Source organism: Aeromonas sp. 604176 (assembly GCF_049170755.1).
GTDB lineage: Bacteria > Pseudomonadota > Gammaproteobacteria > Enterobacterales > Aeromonadaceae > Aeromonas > Aeromonas veronii_A.
On record NZ_JAAKNE010000047.1, the window covers coordinates 1 to 19,484 of the forward strand.

Sequence of the window (19,484 nt, forward strand, 5' to 3'; positions counted from 1 at the left end):
GATGCGGATGGTCTGCTCTCGGTCAGCGCCATGGAGAAATCCTCCGGCGTGCAGGCCGAGATCCAGGTCAAGCCCTCTTACGGGCTGGCGGAGCAGGATATCCTCAACATGCTGAGTGCCTCCATCGAGAACGCCCAGCAGGATATGGATGCCCGCATGCTGGCCGAGCAGCAGGTTGAAGCCGACCGGGTGGTCGAGAGTCTCAATGCGGCTCTGGCCGCCGATGGCGATGCCCTGCTCAATGCTGTCGAGCGTGCCGAGATTGATGCCGCCATCGCCCATCTGCTGACCATGCGCAACAGCGGCGCAACCCATCAAATCAAAGAAGCCATTGAGGCAGCCGATGCTGTCAGTGGCGAGTTTGCAGCCCGCCGGATGGACGCCTCCATCCGCAAGGTGCTGACCGGACAAAACGTCAACAAGGTGTAATATGCCAAAACTGATCATTCTTCCTCATCCCGTACTCTGTCCGGATGGCGCCGCCCTCGAGGGGCAAAGCGGCGAGACCATTCTGGATGTGGCGCTGCGCAACGGTATCGAAATCGAGCATGCCTGCGAGAAATCCTGTGCCTGCACTACCTGCCACTGCGTGGTGCGCGAGGGCTTTGACTCGCTCGAGCCAAGCGACGAGCTGGAAGACGACATGCTGGACAAGGCGTGGGGGCTGGAGCCGGAATCGCGCCTCAGCTGCCAGGCAAAACTGGCGGACGAGGATCTGGTCGTGGAACTGCCCAAGTACACCCTGAACCTTGCCTCTGAACGCCATTAATTACACATGAGTGAATTGCACGTGCAGCATCCTGTGGTGCTTCAGTGATATGGTGGAAGGCCGTGACCCTCGGGGGCACGGCCTTTTTTGTATTCGTTATTCTCTCTTTGCCAATAAGCTCTTTCCCATAAAGAGTGCTTATACATAGTGCCAGTAAAAAGGAAGCAAACACGATGGCTGACATGATGAAGGTAGCGTTATCCACCCAGGCTGCGGCCGCTTATTGGGGCGAGGGCGCCCAGCTCAGTTTCAATGGCGACGATGCACTGATCCATCTTGGTGCCGCCGGTCAGGAGAAGGATGTTCTGCGCACCGTTCAGCGCGCCGCCCGTCGCCTCGAATCGAGCGGGATCAAGCGGGTGATGCTGGCCGGTGAGGGGTGGGATCTGGAGCGTCGCTACGCGTTCGCCCAGGGGTTCTACGCCGCCAAGGGATCGCGTGAACTGGATTTCGGCCAGCAGAGCGACGCGGAAGCCCGTGAACTGGATGCGCTGCTCAAGGCGGCTCGCTGGGTACGTGACATCACCAATGGCTGTCCGGAAGAGATCTACCCCATGAGTCTGGCGGAATCGGCCCTGTTGCTCATTCGTGGTATCGCTGGGGATCAGGTCACTGCCCGCATCACCGCCGGTGAAGCGCTGCGCGAGTCCGGCCATATCGGGATCTGGTCGGTTGGCCGTGGCAGCGAGCGCGAGCCGGTGCTGCTGGAGCTCGACTACAACCCGACCAGTGATCGCAATGCGCCGGTGGTGGCGGCGCTGGTGGGCAAGGGGATCACTTTTGATTCTGGCGGCTACTCCATGAAGTCCTCTGACAACATGCTGCCGATGAAGTCCGACATGGGCGGCGCTGCCATGGTGACCGGTGCGCTGGCGCTGGCTATCAGCCGCGGTCTGAACCAGCGGGTGAAGCTCATTCTCTGCTGCGCCGAGAACCTGGTCTCTGGCCACGCCTTCAAGCTGGGCGACATCCTCACTTACAAGAATGGGATTTCGGTCGAGATCCAGAACACCGATGCGGAAGGTCGTCTGGTGCTGGCCGATGGTCTGATGGCGGCCTCCGACAGCGGTGCGGCTTATATCCTTGACGCAGCCACCCTGACCGGCGCCGCCAAGATGGCGCTGGGGCGCGACTACAATGCGGTGTTTGCCCTCGATGAGACCGAACAGCAGCGTGCGCTGGCCGCCGCCAAGGTGGAAAACGAGCAGGCGTGGGCGCTGCCGCTGGAGCCCTGGCATGCCAGCCAGCTCACCTCGGCCTTTGCCGATCTGGGCAACGTCGCCTCGGCAGAAGGCACGGCCGGTGCCACCACGGCTGCTGCGTTTCTCTCCCGCTTCGTGCGCGATGAGGGCAAGGGCTGGGTGCACCTGGATCTGGCAGCCTCCTATCAGAAATCGGGCAATGATCTCTGGGCAACCGGCGCCAAGGGCCACGGTCTGCGCACCATCGCACGCTGGCTGCAGGAGGTGACCGCATGAATGTCTGGTTAAGTCGTGAATTTGCACCGGCCGAGTGGGGGGAGGGGGCGCTGCTCTCTCACCGCGCCGACGGCATGGTGATCCATCTGGTGACGGCCAATCCGCTGCTCGATATCCAGCAGGCGGCCCGTCGCCTCTGCCAGCAGGGGATCCAGAAAGTGACCCTGGCTGGTCATTGGGAGCGTGAACAGCAGTGGGCTTTTGCCCAAGGGCTGCAAACCCCCAAGGCGGAGGTGCAACTGCAGTGGGCCATGTCCTCGGAAGAGGACAGAGAGGAGCTGGAAGCGCGTTGGCTCTGCGGCCGCTGGGTACGCGAGATGACCAATGCCACCCCGGAGCAGTTGGGCCCGCTGGAGCTGGCGGTGGAAGCGGCCTCCTTTATTACCGAGCTGGCGCCGGACAAGGTGAGTCATCGCATTTTGAAAGGCGAAGCGCTGCAACAGGCGGGCTGGGTCGGCCTCTATCAGGTGGGCCGCGGCAGTGCGCGCGAACCGATATTGCTGGAGCTCGACTTCAACCCGGGGCGTGACCCCAAGGCGCCGGTAGCGGCAGCGCTGGTGGGCAAGGGGATCACCTTTGACTCCGGCGGCTACTCCATGAAGAGCTCCGAGGGGATGCTCACCATGAAGTGCGACATGGGAGGCGCGGCGATTGTCACCGGTGCGCTGGCGCTGGCTATGCTGCGCGGGCTCGACAAGCGGGTGAAGCTGATCCTCTGCTGCGCCGAGAACCTGGTCTCCGGCCACGCCTACAAGCTGGGCGACATCCTCACCTACAAGAACGGCACCACGGTCGAGATTGTGAATACCGATGCCGAGGGGCGGCTGGTGCTGGCCGACGGCCTGCAACTGGCGAGCGAGTCCGGCGCACCGCTGATCATCGATGCCGCGACCCTGACCGGCGCTGCTGTGATGGCGCTGGGTGGGCGCTACAATGCACTGTTTGGCCTCGATAAAGGGCTGGTAAGCCGGGCCATGACCTATGCCGATGCCGAGCATGAGCCTGCCTGGCCGCTGCCGCTGGAGCCCTGGCACCGCCAGCAGTGCCCTTCCCATTACGCCGACACGGCCAACAGCCGTCCGGTGAAGGGGGGCGGGCCGGGTGGCGCCTCCAACGCGGCGGGTTTCCTCTCCCGTTTCGTTGCCAACGAAGGGATGGGCTGGTTGCATATCGATCTGGCCGCTTGCTTCAGTGACAACGGCGATGCCCTCTGGGCGCCGGGGGCCAATACCCTGGGGATGCGCACCATAGCGCGGGCCCTGCTGGCGGAAGCCAAATAGGCGAGACAAGGCACCTTCGGGTGCCTTTTTCATGCTGTTCGAATTGTGAACAAAAGATGGGGTTTTGGCGGCTTAAGGTAACTATCGTGCGCAAGCGCACATATTTTCCGGCTCTGCTCGGTCAAGATGAGTGTGGATGTTGATTGCAAGGGAGTGATGTTTAATAAAAAGTTGCTTGTTTGTGTGTTTTTCCGGTTTTTGTTTACGTATAATCGCCAGCGAACATGGATTCTAACAATAAAACTCTGTAGTTAAGGAAAGATATCAATGGCCATCGAACGTACCTTCTCTATCGTTAAACCGGATGCTGTCAGCAAGAACCTGATCGGTGCCATCTATAGCCGTTTCGAAAGCGCAGGCTTGAAAGTGGTGGCATCCAAAATGCTGCACATGAGCAGTGAACAGGCTGCCGGTTTCTATGCCGAGCATCAGGGCAAGCCTTTTTATGACAATCTGGTCAGCTTCATGACCTCTGGCCCTGTCATGGTGCAGGTGCTGGAAGGGGAAGACGCCATCCGTCGCAATCGCGAGATCATGGGTGCTACCAACCCGAAAGAGGCGCTGGCTGGTACCTTGCGTGCCTGTTATGCCGAGAGCATCGATCGCAACGCAGTACATGGCTCCGATGCACCGGCATCCGCTGCCCGCGAAATTGCCTACTTCTTCTCTGACAACGAGATCTGCCCGCGCGGCTGATTTTTGTGGATGATGACCCAAGGGAGCCTCGGCTCCCTTTGTTGTTTTCGCCGTTTACGCAATATCCCTCTATTCTCCAGGTGGAAAGCCAGACCCATTATTTGTACAATGCCGCCCCCTGACGTCGTCAGCCAATAATTGATGAAGTGTTTGAACTGAGGCCATTGATGAGCGAAACAAAAATCAACCTGCTGGATCTTGATCGGGATGCCATGCGTGCCTTTTTCGTCGAACTGGGCGAGAAGCCATTCCGGGCAGATCAGGTCATGAAGTGGATCTATCACTTTGGGTGTGATGATTTCGATCAGATGACCAACGTCAACAAGGTGCTCAAAGAGCGCCTCAAGGCGATCGCCGAGATCAAGGCGCCCGAGATCAGCCGCGAGCAGCGCTCTGCCGATGGCACCATCAAGTGGGCCTTGCAGGTGGGCGATCAGGAGGTCGAGACCGTCTACATCCCGGAAGATGACCGCGCGACCCTCTGCGTCTCCTCTCAAGTTGGCTGTGCGCTGGAGTGCAAGTTCTGCTCCACGGCTCAACAAGGCTTCAACCGCAATCTGAAAGTCTCCGAGATCATCGGTCAGGTGTGGCGTGCTGCCCGTGTGGTCGGTGGCAAGCGTCCCATCACCAACGTGGTGATGATGGGGATGGGCGAGCCGCTGCTCAACCTCGCCAACGTGGTGCCCGCTATGCGTCTGATGATGGATGACTACGGCTTTGGCATCTCCAAGCGCCGGGTGACCATCTCCACCTCTGGCGTGGTACCTGCGCTGGACAAGCTGGGCGACCAGATCGACGTGGCGCTGGCTATCTCCCTGCACGCCCCGAACGACAAGCTGCGTTCAGAGATCATGCCGATCAACGACAAATACAACATCGAGGAGTTCCTCGCCGGTGTCCGTCGCTACCTGGCCAAATCCAATGCCAACGGTGGTCGGGTAACCGTCGAGTATGTGCTGCTCGATCATATCAATGACGATATGCAGCATGCGCACGAGCTGGCCAAGGTGCTCAAGGACACTCCGAGCAAGATCAACCTGATCCCGTTCAACCCCTTCCCGGGCAACCCTTACGGCAAGCCGAGCAACAGCCGTATCGATCGCTTCTCCAAGGTGCTGATGGAGTACGGTTTCACCGTGATTGTCCGTAAGACCCGTGGTGATGACATCGATGCCGCCTGTGGTCAGCTGGTGGGTGACGTGATTGACCGTACCAAGCGAACTATCAAAAATCGGATGCAACAGGATGGGATTTCCGTCAAAATGGTTTAAATGCTAAGCCATTGTATAGACAGGGAATGGATACACGTACATTGATCGTAGTGGCAGCGCTCTGCGCGCTGCCAGGCTGTGTGACCGAGACCACTTACGCTGGCCAGAACTCGACCCAGCGTGAAGTGGGTCCTGACCTCAAGGCGGCTGCCCAAACCCGCCTCGACCTGGGTATCCAGTACCTGCGTCAGGGCAATGCCGAGCAGGCCAAGTTCAATCTTGATCGCGCCCTCCAGTATGACCCCTCCAATCCTCAAGTGCAGATCGGTTTTGCCTACTTCTACCAGAGGGTGGGGGATTTCAAGGCGGCTGAAGAGCATTACAAGAACGCCCTTGCCATGGATCCGTCCAATGCTGACGCAATGAACAACTATGGCGCCTTCCTCTGTGATCGTGGCCGTTATGATGAGGCAGACAAGGCATTCAACCAGGCTGTTATTCAACCAGGCTATGTGAAGATTGCCGATACCTATGAAAATGCGGCACTTTGTGCCCTGCAAAATCGCAGAAATGATAAAGCAACCGAGTACTATCTCCTGGCCTTGGGGTATAATCCGGGCAATCCAAGGTTATTGCTGGACTTGGCCGAGCTTTCCATGAAAGATGGCAAGCTGCCTGATGTGCAGTCCTACCTCGCCCGTTTTGCCGATGTGTCAGACGAGAATGAGGAGAGTCTCTGGTTGAGACTCAGATTGGCACAGGCAATGGACAAGCCGGCATTACTTCACCAATTCGGGACTGAGCTGGTAAGGCAATATCCCACTTCGCAACAAGCCAAGCGTTATTTAGCCAATGACTATTGAACAGCCACACGATTTCCAACAAGACGATTCCCAGGCAGCAGGTCCAGGCCAGCTGCTGCGCAATGCCCGTGAACAGCTTGGCTGGACACGAGAACAGGTTGCGTCCCGCATTCACCTTCGTCTGACCCTGATCGCCGCCATCGAATCGGATACCTACGACAAACATACGTCCCATACCTTTATTCGGGGCTATCTGCGTACCTATGCCAAGTTGGTCGGGATCCCGGAAGAGACCATTCTGGCCGCTTACGACAAGCTGGGTCTGACTCCTCCCGACAATATCGACATGCAGAGCTTCTCCCGTCGCTCTCGCCAGCAAGTCAACGACAGTCGGCTCAAGGTAGTCACCTGGCTGGTTATTCTGGTGCTGATTGCGCTCTCGGTCGCCTGGTGGTGGCAGAGTACTTCACGCCGCTCCGCCGGTGATGAAGCGCTGGCAGCCACCGAGATGAGTGCGACCAGTTCGACTCCGGCTGAACCTGCAATCACGCCGCCCGATGCGATCAACACAGCTCCGGTGGAAGGCGCTGCCATCGCACCTGCCGCCACTGACGTGACTGCCCCCGCGGTGGTCTCCGATGCGACTGCTACCCTGGCGCCTGCTTCTGCGGCTGTTGCCCCGACCGATGTCAGCGCGGCTGTCGGCACTGCGACCGATGCTGCGGTATCCGGCGCCAATGGCACCGAATCTGAAGAGGCTGTCGTTGATCCGGCGACTGCGCCGCAACTGAAGATGAGCTTCACCGCCGATTGCTGGCTGGATGTGAAGGATGCCAACGGCAAGACCCTGTTCAGTGGTCTGAAGAAGGCCAACGACGAGCTGGTGCTGGAAGGCGCCGAGCCCCTGAAGTTCATCATTGGCGCGCCCATGGCCGTCAAGCTTGACTACAAGGGTCAGTCGTTTGATATGAGCCGTTACAACAACGGTCGTACAGCCCGCTTCTCACTGCCGCAGGAGTAATCTGTTTCCCATGTCTTCTCACGAATCACCCATCATTCGTCGTAAATCCAGACAGATCATGGTTGGTAATGTACCGGTTGGGGGCGATGCCCCCATTACCGTGCAGACCATGACCAACACCAAGACCACAGATGTCGCCGCCACCATCGAGCAGATCCAGCGGATCGAGCGGGTCGGTGCCGATATCGTCCGTGTCTCCGTGCCCACCATGGAAGCGGCGGAAGCCTTCCGGCTGATCAAACAGCAGACCCGCATCCCCATCGTTGCCGATATCCACTTCGACTATCGCATCGCCCTGAAAGTGGCCGAGTACGGTGCCGACTGCCTGCGTATCAACCCGGGCAACATCGGCAACGAGCAGCGGGTGCGATCTGTGGTCGATTGCGCGCGCGACCTCAATATCCCGATCCGTATCGGGGTCAATGGCGGGTCGCTGGAGAAAGATATCCAGGAGAAGTACGGCGAGCCGACCCCCGAAGCGCTGGTAGAGTCCGCCATGCGTCACGTGGACTACCTCGATCGCCTCGACTTTCAGGACTTCAAGGTGAGTGTCAAGGCCTCCGATGTGTTCCTGGCCGTCGGTGCCTATCGCCTGCTGGCCAAGCAGATCGAGCAGCCGCTGCACCTTGGCATCACCGAAGCGGGCGGTTTCCGTGCCGGCGCGGTGAAGTCTGCCATTGGTCTGGGCATGCTGCTCACCGACGGCATCGGCGATACCCTGCGTATCTCGCTGGCGGCGGATCCGGTGGAGGAGGTGAAGGTCGGTTTCGATATCCTCAAATCCCTGCGTATTCGCTCCCGTGGCATCAACTTTATCGCTTGCCCATCCTGCTCACGGCAGGAGTTCGATGTGATCGCCACTGTCAACGCGCTGGAAGAGCGGCTCGAAGACATCATCACCCCGATGGATGTCTCCATCATCGGTTGCGTGGTGAATGGCCCGGGCGAAGCGCTGGTCTCCGACCTTGGCCTGGCGGGTGCCGCCAACAAGAGTGCCTTCTATGAAGGGGGCCAGCGGGTCGATCGGCTCGACAACAAGGATCTCATTCCAACTCTGGAGCGCCGCATTCGCGCCCGCGCCGCCATGCTGGATCCCGCCAACCGGATCCCGATGGACAAGGAGTGAGCGAAACAGGGCCACATTGGGTGGCCCTTTTTCCAGGTGACTGATTTTAAATCCCGCATCCGGATTCCCTGATTTTACCTTGGGGGGGAAAATCCCTATAATGCGGCCAAATTTTACCTCTTTTTCTCGAGTATCAACGTGGCAAAACAGATCCAAGCTATTCGCGGTATGAATGATTGCCTGCCGGAGCAGAGCCCGGTATGGCAGAAGGTTGAACAGATCCTGCGCCAGGTCGTTGCCAGCTATGGCTACAGCGAAGTGCGCATGCCGATTGTCGAGCAGACTCATCTGTTCAAGCGCGCCATCGGTGAAGTGACCGACGTGGTCGAAAAAGAGATGTACACCTTTGAAGACCGTAACGGCGACAGCCTGAGCCTGCGTCCTGAAGGGACCGCCAGCTGCGTCCGTGCCGGTATCGAACACGGTCTGCTCTACAACCAGGAACGCCGGATGTGGTACATGGGCCCCATGTTCCGTCACGAGCGTCCCCAGAAGGGCCGTTACCGCCAGTTCCACCAGTTCGGTGTCGAACTGTTTGGCATCAACGGGCCGGACATTGACGCCGAGCTGATCATGCTGACCCACCGCCTGTGGCGTCTGTTTGGCATCAGCGAGCATGTCACCCTGCAGCTCAATACCTTGGGCCAGAGCGCCGAGCGTGCCGCTTACCGCGATGCGCTGGTGGCCTATCTGGAGCAGTACAAGGAGCAGCTGGACGAAGAGAGCCAGCGCCGCATGTACAGCAACCCGCTGCGGGTGCTCGACTCCAAGGATGAAAAGGTGCAGGCCATTTTGGCGGGTGCCCCGCGTCTGTTCGACCATCTGGGCGAAGAGAGCCTGGCCCACTTCGAGGGGCTCAAGCGCCTGCTCGAGTCTGCCGGTATCAAATACGAAGTGAACGAGCGTCTGGTGCGTGGTCTTGACTACTACAACCTGACCGTGTTCGAGTGGGTCACCAGCAGTCTGGGTGCCCAGGGCACCGTCTGTGCCGGTGGCCGCTACGATGGTCTGGTAGAGCAGCTGGGCGGTCAACCGACCCCGGCCGTGGGCTTCGCCATGGGCATGGAGCGTCTGGTGCTGATGCTGGAAACTCTCGAGCTCAACGCCGATATCCGCCCGGCGGTGGATGTCTATCTGGCGATGGTGGGCGAGGGAACCGAACAGGCTGGCTTCCAGCTGGCCGAGCGTCTGCGCGATGCCCTGCCGGACCTGCGCCTCATGAGCCACTGCGGTGGTGGCAACTTCAAGAAACAACTCAAACGTGCCGACAAGAGCGGCGCGGCAATCGCCCTGATCCTTGGTGAGACCGAGGTGCAAAACGGGGAGATCACTATCAAATATCTGCGTGGTCAGGCCGAGCAACAGACCGTCAAGGTTGACGCCGCCATTGCCCTGCTGGCAGCCAAAGGAGAGTAAGCTGTGGAAGTCTATACCACCGAAGAACAACAGGTTGAGGTTATCAAGGAGTGGTGGAAAGAGAACGGAACCTCGGTGATTGCCGGGACCGTGATCGGTCTGGTCGGTCTGTTCGGCTGGCGCTATTACAACCAGCACCAGCAAGAGACCATGGAGGCCTCCTCCCACTCTTACAACCAGGTGATTGAGCAGCTGGCCAAGGGCGATGCCGCCGGTTTCGAGCAGGCACAGCAGTTTGTCACTGCCAACAAGGGTGACTCCTACGGTGAACTGGCCGCTTTGCAACTGGCTGCCGCTGCCGTCAAGGCGGGCAAGCTGGATCTGGCTGCCGAGCAGCTGGAGCTGGTGGCGACCACGGGTGACGAGAGCATTCGTCCCATCGCGGCGCTGCGTCTGGCCCGTGTGCTGAATGATCAGGGCAAGGCAGATGAAGCGCTGGCCAAGCTGGCAACCATCCAGAATGAGGCCTTCAAGGCACAGGTAGCCGAAGCCCGTGGTGATGTGCTGCAAAAGCAGGGCAAGACCGAAGAGGCTCGTGATGCCTATCAAGCAGCGGCCGATGCTGGCGGCCTGCAGGGTAGCGCCGAGCTCAAGCTGAAAATGGACGATCTGGCCCTGCCGGCCGTTGCGACTGGTGAGGCACCGGATGCGTAATCTATTCAAGATGGTGGCGCTGGGGGCTGCGGTCTCCTTCGCTCTGCAGGGTTGCTCCCTGTTCAGTTCCGAAGAGGATCTCAACCCGATGGCGCCGCTGCCCAAGGTTGAATCTGCCTTCACTGCCGACACCGCATGGTCATCTACTGTGGGTGATGGCATCGGTGACTTCTACTCCCAGCTCAAGCCGGTGGTGGAAGAGGATCGCATCTACGCGGCGGCCCGCGACGGCGATGTCAGCGCTTTTGACCGTGCCAGTGGCGATCGCCTCTGGACTGTCGATCTGGCCGACCTGCCGGTCAACGCCGACAAGCGCAGCGCCCGCCTTTCCGGCGGCCTGGTCTCCCGTTACGGCAAGCTGTTCCTCGGCTCCGAGAACGGGGTGGTCTACGCCCTGAACGAAGAGAACGGTGAAGTGCTGTGGCAGACCAATGTGCCCGGCGAAGTGGTGGCAAGCCCCGCGGTGGAAGATGGCCGCGTGGTGGTGTTGACCACCTCCGGTCGCCTGATCGCCCTCGACACTGATGAAGGCAAGATGCAGTGGTCGCTCTCCGAAGAGCAGCCGCCGCTGACCCTGCGCAGTGCCGGTGCACCTGTGATCACCAACGGCGCCGTGATTTACGGTCGTGCCGATGGCAAGGTGGGCATCGCCCTGCTGAGCAACGGCCAGCCGGTGCGCCAGTCCAAGGTGGCTGATCCGCGCGGTGCCACCGAGCTGGACCGCATGGTTGACGTCGATGCCAGCCCGCTGATTGCCGGTGATGAGCTCTACGCCATCGCCTACAACGGTCAGCTGATGGCGCGCAAGCTGATGACCGGCGATGAAGTGTGGAAGCGCAAGTATTCCGGCTATCGCGATCTGGCGATGACCGGTAATGCCATCGTGCTGACCGACAGCCGCAGCCACCTGTTTGCCATCGACCGTCGCAACGGTCTGGAGCTGTGGTCCAACACCCAGCTGGAAAATCGTACCGTCACTGCACCTGTCATCTTCGGTGACTATGTGGTGGTGGGTGATGTGGAAGGATACCTGTATTGGCTTGATCGTACCGACGGTACCATCAAGGCTATGCAGCAGCTCGATAGCAGTGGTCTCTACGCCGCCCCGCTGGTGGATGGCGAGACCCTGTATGTGCAGAGCCGTGACGGCAAGTTGTACGCCCTCAAGCGTCCTTGATCGTCCGATAATGTGAATATCCGGCTCCTGGTCTTCGGACCCGGAGCCTTTGTCGTCTTGAGAATGAGGCTTTTATGACTCCTGTAGTAGCCCTGGTGGGCCGCCCCAACGTGGGGAAATCCACCCTTTTTAACCGCTTGACCCGTACTCGGGATGCCCTGGTTGCCGATTTTCCCGGTCTGACCCGGGACCGTAAATACGGTCAGGCGAAGTTGGGCGAGCTGGAATTTATCGTGGTCGATACCGGCGGTATCGATGGCACCGAAGAGGGGATCGAGCTGAAGATGGCCGAGCAATCTCTGCTGGCCATCGAAGAAGCGGACGTCGTGCTGTTCATGGTGGATGCCCGTGCCGGTCTGACCGCGGCGGATCAAGCCATTGCCGAGCACCTGCGCAAGGCCCACAAGAAGGTATTTCTGGTGGCCAACAAGACCGACGGTATCGACGGTGATTCCGCGGTCTCCGAGTTCTACGGTCTGGCGCTGGGCGAGGTCTACCAGATCGCGGCCGCCCACGGTCGTGGCGTGCTGAGCCTGCTGGAACTGGCCCTGGCTCCCCATCTGGAGACCCTGGTCGACTCCGCTACCGATGAAGATGCGCAGGATGAGGAAGAGGAGGACTTCGACGAAGAAGCCCTGCTGCGCATGGTGGCTGCCGGTGAACTCGATACCAAAGAGGACACCAAGGAGACCCCGTTCGCCGACCTGCCCATCAAGTTCGCCATCGTTGGTCGTCCCAACGTCGGTAAATCTACCCTGACCAACCGCATGCTGGGTGAAGATCGGGTCATCGTCTATGACATGCCCGGCACCACCCGTGACTCCGTTTACATTCCGATGGAGCGTGACGAGCAGAAGTATGTGGTTATCGACACCGCCGGTGTGCGTCGTCGTGGCAAGGTGCACGAGACGGTTGAGAAGTTCTCCGTTATCAAAACCCTGAAAGCCATCGAAGATGCCAACGTTTGCCTGCTGGTGATCGACGCCCAGGAGACCATCACCGATCAGGACTTGAGCATCCTTGGCTATGTGCTCCACGCCGGTCGCTCCGTGGTGCTGGTGGTGAACAAGTGGGATGGTCTGGATCAGAAGGTGAAAGAGGATGTGAAGAACGAGCTGGATCGTCGCTTGGGCTTCATCGACTTCGCTCGCGTCCACTTCATCTCCGCCCTGCACGGCAGCGGTGTCGGCCATCTGTTTGAATCCATTCAGGAGGCTTACCAGTCCGCCACCCGTCGTACCAGCACGGCCATGCTGACCCGCATCATGCAGATGGCGCAGGAAGATCACCAGCCGCCGATGGTTAATGGTCGCCGCGTCAAGCTCAAGTATGCCCACGCCGGCGGCTACAACCCGCCGCGCATCGTGATCCACGGCAACCAGCTGAACGACTTGCCGGACTCCTACAAGCGGTATCTGATCAACTACTTCCGCAAGTCCCTCAAGATCATGGGCTCGCCGATCCGGGTCGAGTTCCAGGAGTCGGTCAACCCGTTTGAAGGCAAGAAGAACACCATGACCCTGAGTCAGGAACGTCAGCGCAAACGCCTGCTGAAAATGAAGAAGAAATAAGCCCTTGCGGCTGCCCTCACCGGCAGCCGCTTTGTTATCCTCGCCATGTTAAGGTGAGGAATAAGGGGAGGGGGATCTGCCATGGAACAAGACCATGGCAGATCCACTTTCGAGGAGTTGATTATGGAAGCCCTGTTTTGCCCGTCATGCCAGGCTGAACTGGATACCCGCAGCAAGGAGCAAACCTGTGGCCAGTGTCAGGCCAATGTCCGCGTCACGGCCATCTGCCCCACCTGCCAGCAGGAGCTGGAGCGTCTCAAGGCGTGCGGCGCGGTGGATTACTTCTGCAACCACTGCAACTCGCTGATCTCCAAGCGGACGGTACAGTTCAAGGCTGAGCTGGTTTAAGACGATATTTAGGTGAGAAAGAAGATAAAAAAACCCGGCGAATGCCGGGTTTATGCTGTGTGCTCTGCAATAAGCAGGGTATAGGATCGATTTCTGCGCCACAGGTTGCGCTTGATGTCATTAAGCTTGAGTTTGCGTCTGGGGCTCCAGCTGCACTTCGCTTTTCTGACCAGACTGATTTTTCTACGTTTTTGCATCTTGGTCTCCTCCCAACTCAGTTGGCCATCCCGGCCTTGGGTCATTGATGGAGCCCATCCGAAATTGCTGTTATTTAATCTCTCAACATAATGAAAACAATGCGATTTCGGATAGGCTCCGATGTGAATCGATGGTAACAGAGAAGTTTGCGTGAAAACAGCCGAATAATGGCTGGTTAGCGCATGGTGATCTGATTGACCACTTCGGTGATGATAGTCGGGCGCTCGGCGATCTCCGGCTCGCTGTCGTTGTCGAGACTCTCCCGCTGATGTGCCTTCTGTTGCTCGTTGTCGAGCCAGAGCAGACTCTGGTAATACTGGCGCACGTTGTTGACATAGTTACGCGCCTCGCTGCCACGGGCATAGCCGTAACGTACCTTGCGGTGCCAGCGCGCTTGCTGCAGCAGCGGCAGCACCTCTTTCACGTCGCTCCAGGCGTCAGGATTCTTGCCGAGCTCTTTGGTCAGGCGGCGGGCGTCCATCATGTGGCCGTAACCGATGTTGTAGGCGGTGAGGGCAAACCACACCTTCTCGTCATCGGGCACCGAATCCGGCACCTTCTCCATCATCTGTTGCAGATAGAGGGAGCCACCTTTGATGCTCTCTTCCGGATGAAGCCGGTCGTTGACCCCCATCGCTTTTGCAGTGGGCTCGGTCAGCATCATCATGCCGCGCACGCCGGTGTAGGAGCGGGCCTGCGGGTCCCAGTGGGACTCCTGATAGCTGATGGCGGCGAGCAGACGCCAGTCGATATTCTTGGCGTGAGTCTGGAACAGCGGCTGGTACTTGGGCAGCAGGCTCTTGGCGCGCTTGAGGAAGGTGCGGGTATCGACAAAGTCGAAGTTCTGCACGTGGCCGAAGTACTTCTCGTCGAGCTTGGCGATGGCACCATCCATAAAGCGCTGACCGAAGAAGTCGATCACGCTGGCATAGAGGCTGTCATCGGGCAGCTTGCTCATGGCCCAGGCAACGGTTTGCTTCTGGGCCAGGGTCAGCCCCTCGGTGAGCTCCGGGTAGTAGCGCTGTGTACGGGCCAGCACGGTATCCTGCACCACCGTGTAGTCAATCTTGCCATCCACCACCTGCTTGAGCAGCTCCTCAACATCGGCGTTGTCGCTGGTGCTCCAGGCTAGTTTCGGATTCTCTTTGCTCATCTCTTTGAGCAGATCTTCCCCGGTGGAGCCGGCGGCCACCACCAGCTTGCCCTTGATATCGTTCAACGAAGCCGGCTTGGGTTTGCCGTTGCGATAGACCAGTTTGGGAGAGACCTGATAGAAGCCCGGGCCGAAGCGAAACAGCTCGCGCCGCTCGGGGGTGACCATGATGGCGGCAGCTGCCAGATCGAGTTTGCCCTTTTTCAGCAGGGTGACCAGTTGGTCAGTGGTGTCGACCGGGATGATGGTGAGTGTCACCCCCAGCCAGTCGGCATAATTTTGTGCCAGCTCGTAATCGAACCCCTGGGCGAGGTCGTCACGCTGGTAATAAGAGGTGGGACCATAGATGGTGCCAACCCGGATCTCGCCTCGCTGGCGGATCTGCTCCAGCTGGCTGGAGGGGCTATAGAAGTCGCAGCCAACCAGCGTCAGCGTCAACAACAGCCCGATAAACAGTCGAAAAATGCAGCGCAAGTAGGTGAGTACCTTTGTTGAAAAAATCGGCATTTGTCAAAAAAGAGGCACCTTTATACCAGAGAGTGTGCGCAGAGTCACACTGCTCGAAGTGAGAAAAACGTTTGTCCGCTGTGAGCCAGATCCCTATAATACGCGCGTCTCAATTCCCCCCCACTTTAAAACTTGGTGAGAAAGGTCATATGGATATCTTGCGTGGTGCCCCAGCACTGTCTGATTTTCGTGTCCAAAAACTGCTGCAACGCTTCGCACAGATGAGAAACGAGAGTGGAGTAGAGAGCGGAGTAGAGATAGAGGATGTCTATGCCGAGTATGTGCACTTTGCCGAGCTGACAAGCCCCCTCTCTCCCCCCGAGCGAGCGACCTTGGGCCAGCTCTTGCGCTACGGCCCGACCATCCCCGAACACACCCCCAGCGGTCAGCTGTTTCTTGTTACCCCCCGCCCCGGCACTATCTCCCCCTGGTCTTCCAAAGCAACCGACATCGCCCACAACTGCGGCCTGAAACAGGTCAAGCGGCTGGAGCGTGGTATTGCCTATTACCTGACCATCAAGGGGCAGGGTGAGCTGAGTGCCGCCCAGCGCAGCACCATTGCCGCCGTGCTCCATGATCGGATGATGGAAGTGGTGTTTGCCAAGATGAGCGAAGCTGCCGCCCTGTTTGCTCACCACGAGCCGCGCCCCTTCACCCAGGTGGATGTGCTGGGCGGTGGTCGAGCAGCCCTGGCCGAAGCCAACGTGGCGCTCGGTCTGGCGCTGGCCGACGACGAAATCGACTATCTGGTGGAGAACTTCACCAAGTTGGGTCGCAACCCCAACGACATCGAGCTCTACATGTTCGCCCAGGCGAACTCCGAACACTGTCGTCACAAGATCTTCAATGCCGACTGGACCATCGATGGCGAACAGCAGCCCAAGTCGCTGTTCAAGATGATCAAGAACACCTTCGAGCAGACGCCGGATCATGTCCTCTCTGCCTATAAAGACAACGCCGCCGTGATGGAAGGGAGCCAGGGTGGCCGCTTCTTCCCGAGCCCGGCCAACGGCGAATACCAGTATCACCAGGAACAGGTCGACATCCTGATGAAGGTGGAGACCCACAACCACCCGACCGCCATCTCCCCGTTCCCGGGCGCAGCCACCGGCTCCGGCGGCGAAATCCGCGACGAGGGTGCAACCGGTCGCGGTGCCAAGCCCAAGGCGGGTCTGGTCGGTTTCTCCGTCTCCAACCTGCGCATTCCCGGCTTTGAGCAGCCCTGGGAGCAGGATTTCGGCAAGCCGAGCCGTATCGTCAGCGCCTTCGACATCATGCAGGAGGGGCCGCTCGGCGGCGCCGCGTTTAACAACGAGTTCGGCCGTCCGGCTATTCTGGGTTACTTCCGTACCTTCGAAGAGGAGGTGCCGAGCCACAATGGCGTCGAGGTGCGTGGCTACCACAAGCCCATCATGCTGGCGGGCGGCATTGGCAACATCCGCACCGAACATGTCCAGAAAGGGGATATCCCGGTCGGCGCGGCGCTGATCGTGCTGGGCGGCCCAGCGATGAACATCGGTCTGGGTGGCGGTGCTGCATCCTCCATGGCCTCCGGCCAGTCAGCCGAAGATCTCGACTTTGCCTCGGTGCAGCGTGACAACCCCGAGATGGAGCGCCGTTGCCAGGAGGTGATCGATCGCTGCTGGCAGCTGGGTGACGACAACCCTATCGTCTTTATCCACGATGTGGGGGCGGGCGGTCTCTCCAATGCCATGCCGGAGCTGGTCAACGACGGTGAGCGCGGTGGTCGTTTCGATTTGCGCGCCATCCAGAGCGACGAGCCGGGCATGAGCCCGCTGGAGATCTGGTGCAACGAATCCCAGGAGCGTTACGTGCTGGCGGTAGCGCAGGACAAGCTGCCACTGTTCAAGGCCCTGTGTGAGCGCGAGCGCGCCCCCTATGCCGTGATCGGCACCGCGACCGAAGAGAAGCATCTGACCCTCTCTGACAGCCACTTTGACAATCAGCCTATCGATCTGCCGCTGGATGTGCTGCTCGGCAAGGCGCCCAAGATGCACCGTGACGTGGTGAACCTGCCTGCACAGGGCAAAGCGCTCCAGCTCGATGGCATCACTTTGAGTGACGCTGCCGAGCGGGTTCTGCGCCTGCCGACCGTGGCGGAGAAGTCCTTCCTTATCACCATCGGCGATCGCAGCGTGACCGGTCTGGTCAATCGCGACCAGATGGTTGGCCCCTGGCAGATCCCGGTGGCCGATTGCGCCGTCACCGCTGCCACCTACGACAGCTATCACGGCGAAGCCATGTCCATGGGCGAGCGTACCCCGGTGGCGCTGCTCTCCCACGCCGCCTCCGCTCGCATGGCGGTAGCGGAAGCGCTCACCAACCTGGCACCGGCTCATATCGGGTCGCTGAAGCGGGTCAAGCTCTCCGCCAACTGGATGGCCGCTGCCGGTCACCCGGGTGAAGATGCCGGTCTCTATGAGGCGGTCAAAGCGGTAGGTGAGGAGCTCTGCCCGGCCTTGGGCATCACCATTCCGGTGGGCAAGGACTCCATGTCCATGAAGACCCGTTGGCAGCAGGATGGCAAGGAGCACAGCGTCACCTCGCCGCTCTCCCTGCTCATCTCGGCGTTTGCCCGGGTCGAAGATGTGCGCAACACCGTCACGCCACAACTGCGTACCGATCTCGGTGAAACCGACCTTATCCTCATCGACCTTGGCAATGGCAAGCAGCGCCTCGGCGCATCTGCGTTGGCGCAGGTCTATCGCCAGCTGGGTGACAAGGCGCCGGATCTCGACAACCCGGTCCAGCTCAAGGGCTTCTTCAACGCCATTCAGACGCTGGTGGCCGATCGCAAACTGATCGCCTATCACGACCGCTCCGACGGTGGCCTGTTCGTCACCCTGACCGAGATGGCGTTTGCCGGCCACTGCGGCCTCGACATCCAGCTCGATCGCATCGGCGGCGAGCTGCTGCCAGCGCTGTTCAACGAAGAGCTGGGCGCTGTCATTCAGGTGCGTCGTGAAGACAAAGAGGCGGTGATGACCCTGCTGGCCGGTCACGGTCTGGCAGCCTGCTCCCATGTGCTCGGTACCGTGCGCGAAGGGGATCTCATCACCTTGCAGCGGGGCGGTCAGGAGGTCTATCGTGCCAGCCGTACCGCCCTTCGCACCATCTGGGGCGAGACCAGCTGGCAGATGCAGCGCCTGCGCGACAACCCCGAGTGCGCCGACAGTGAGCACGCGGCCCGTCAGGACGCCACCGATCCGGGTTTGCATGCCAAGCTGACTTACAACCCGTCCGAGGATGTGGCTGCACCTTACATTGCCCGCGGGGTCTCCCCCCGTCTGGCGGTGCTGCGCGAGCAGGGGGTCAACTCCCATGTAGAGATGGCGGCGGCGTTCGATCGTGCCGGTTTCGCCGCAGTGGACGTCCATATGAGCGACATTCTCTCCGGTCGCATCAAGCTGGAAGAGTTCCAGACCCTGGTGGCCTGTGGCGGTTTCTCCTACGGTGACGTTTTGGGGGCGGGGGAAGGCTGGGCCAAGTCCATCCTGTTCAATGACAACGCCCGCGAGCAGTTCCAGCGCTTCTTCGAACGCGGCGATACATTGTCGCTGGGCGTCTGCAACGGTTGCCAGATGATGTCCAACCTGCGGGATCTCATCCCGGGTGCCGATCTCTGGCCGCGCTTTGTGCGCAACCGCTCCGAGCGCTTCGAGGCGCGCTTCAGCCTGGTGGAAGTGCAGGAGTCCCCGTCCGCCTTCTTCGCCGGCATGGCAGGCTCGGTGATGCCCATTGCCGTTTCCCACGGGGAAGGGCGTGTCGAGGTGCGCGATGCCGCTCACCTGAGCGCACTGCAGCAGAGCGGTCTGGTAGGGCTGCGTTTTGTCGACAACCGTGGTAGCGTGACCGAGCAGTACCCGGCCAACCCGAATGGCTCGCCGGATGGTATCACCGCCGTGACCACCACCGATGGACGCGCCACCATCATGATGCCGCACCCGGAGCGGGTGTTCCGCACCGTGGCCAACTCCTGGCACCCCGACAACTGGGGCGAGGACGGCGCCTGGATGCGGATGTTCCGCAACGCCCGGGTTCGTCTGGGTTAATCG

At 59.9% G+C, this 19,484-nt stretch carries 16 protein-coding genes; 15 read left to right on the top strand and 1 reads right to left on the bottom strand.

Annotated features, from left to right (window positions below; genetic code table 11):
* The 14 genes from G5358_RS10400 to G5358_RS10465 all read left to right on the top strand — a co-directional run.
* The coding region (locus G5358_RS10400; protein WP_421324057.1) for an Hsp70 family protein at positions 1-429 on the top strand (429 nt) is incomplete at its 5' end.
* Between the two features lies 1 nt (position 430).
* Positions 431-769, top strand: coding sequence for an ISC system 2Fe-2S type ferredoxin (gene fdx, locus G5358_RS10405; RefSeq protein ID WP_005333808.1), 339 nt, complete (start codon positions 431-433; stop codon positions 767-769).
* A gap of 173 nt (positions 770-942) precedes the next feature.
* A complete protein-coding gene (gene pepB / locus G5358_RS10410; RefSeq protein ID WP_216953945.1) occupies positions 943-2,247 on the top strand; it encodes an aminopeptidase PepB in 1,305 nt (434 codons plus the stop codon).
* Positions 2,244-3,527, top strand: a complete 1,284-nt coding sequence (gene pepB / locus G5358_RS10415; protein WP_216953943.1) for an aminopeptidase PepB — start codon at positions 2,244-2,246, stop codon at positions 3,525-3,527. The genes pepB (G5358_RS10410) and pepB (G5358_RS10415) overlap by 4 nt, the downstream gene beginning before the upstream one ends.
* A gap of 267 nt (positions 3,528-3,794) precedes the next feature.
* Entirely contained in the window at positions 3,795-4,223 is a 429-nt protein-coding gene (gene ndk / locus G5358_RS10420; protein WP_005333805.1) for a nucleoside-diphosphate kinase, read from the top strand.
* A gap of 167 nt (positions 4,224-4,390) precedes the next feature.
* Complete coding sequence (locus tag G5358_RS10425; RefSeq protein ID WP_005344856.1) at positions 4,391-5,494, top strand: bifunctional tRNA (adenosine(37)-C2)-methyltransferase TrmG/ribosomal RNA large subunit methyltransferase RlmN; 1,104 nt, start codon at positions 4,391-4,393, stop codon at positions 5,492-5,494.
* A gap of 11 nt (positions 5,495-5,505) precedes the next feature.
* Positions 5,506-6,297 (top strand): type IV pilus biogenesis/stability protein PilW, encoded by a 792-nt coding sequence (gene tapF, locus G5358_RS10430; RefSeq protein ID WP_216953941.1) that lies wholly within the window; start codon positions 5,506-5,508, stop codon positions 6,295-6,297.
* A complete protein-coding gene (gene rodZ / locus G5358_RS10435; protein WP_421172219.1) occupies positions 6,287-7,258 on the top strand; it encodes a cytoskeleton protein RodZ in 972 nt (323 codons plus the stop codon). Before tapF ends, rodZ begins: the two co-directional genes overlap by 11 nt.
* Before the next feature lie 10 nt (positions 7,259-7,268).
* Positions 7,269-8,384: a flavodoxin-dependent (E)-4-hydroxy-3-methylbut-2-enyl-diphosphate synthase gene (gene ispG / locus G5358_RS10440; protein ID WP_005333801.1), complete on the top strand. Its 1,116-nt coding sequence runs from the start codon at positions 7,269-7,271 to the stop codon at positions 8,382-8,384.
* Positions 8,385-8,522: 138 nt separating this feature from the next.
* Positions 8,523-9,800, top strand: a complete 1,278-nt coding sequence (hisS, locus tag G5358_RS10445) for a histidine--tRNA ligase (RefSeq protein ID WP_005351051.1) — start codon at positions 8,523-8,525, stop codon at positions 9,798-9,800.
* Positions 9,801-9,803: 3 nt separating this feature from the next.
* Positions 9,804-10,454 carry a YfgM family protein gene (locus tag G5358_RS10450; protein ID WP_021229680.1) on the top strand — a complete coding sequence of 217 codons (651 nt, stop codon included), beginning with the start codon at positions 9,804-9,806 and terminating at the stop codon, positions 10,452-10,454.
* Entirely contained in the window at positions 10,447-11,631 is a 1,185-nt protein-coding gene (bamB, locus tag G5358_RS10455; RefSeq protein ID WP_005333796.1) for an outer membrane protein assembly factor BamB, read from the top strand. The genes G5358_RS10450 and bamB overlap by 8 nt, the downstream gene beginning before the upstream one ends.
* A 74-nt stretch (positions 11,632-11,705) precedes the next feature.
* Entirely contained in the window at positions 11,706-13,202 is a 1,497-nt protein-coding gene (gene der, locus G5358_RS10460; protein WP_005333794.1) for a ribosome biogenesis GTPase Der, read from the top strand.
* Between the two features lie 123 nt (positions 13,203-13,325).
* A complete protein-coding gene (locus G5358_RS10465) occupies positions 13,326-13,550 on the top strand; it encodes a zinc ribbon domain-containing protein (protein ID WP_421251784.1) in 225 nt (74 codons plus the stop codon).
* Between the two features lie 373 nt (positions 13,551-13,923).
* On the opposite strand, the gene mltF is transcribed toward G5358_RS10465, so the two are convergent.
* Positions 13,924-15,408: a membrane-bound lytic murein transglycosylase MltF gene (gene mltF / locus G5358_RS10470; protein WP_421324058.1), complete on the bottom strand. Its 1,485-nt coding sequence runs from the start codon at positions 15,406-15,408 to the stop codon at positions 13,924-13,926.
* A 149-nt stretch (positions 15,409-15,557) separates the two neighbouring features.
* On the opposite strand from mltF, the gene purL reads away from it, so the two are divergent.
* Positions 15,558-19,481, top strand: a complete 3,924-nt coding sequence (gene purL / locus G5358_RS10475) for a phosphoribosylformylglycinamidine synthase (RefSeq protein ID WP_421324059.1) — start codon at positions 15,558-15,560, stop codon at positions 19,479-19,481.
* The last annotated feature ends 3 nt before the right edge of the window (positions 19,482-19,484 follow it).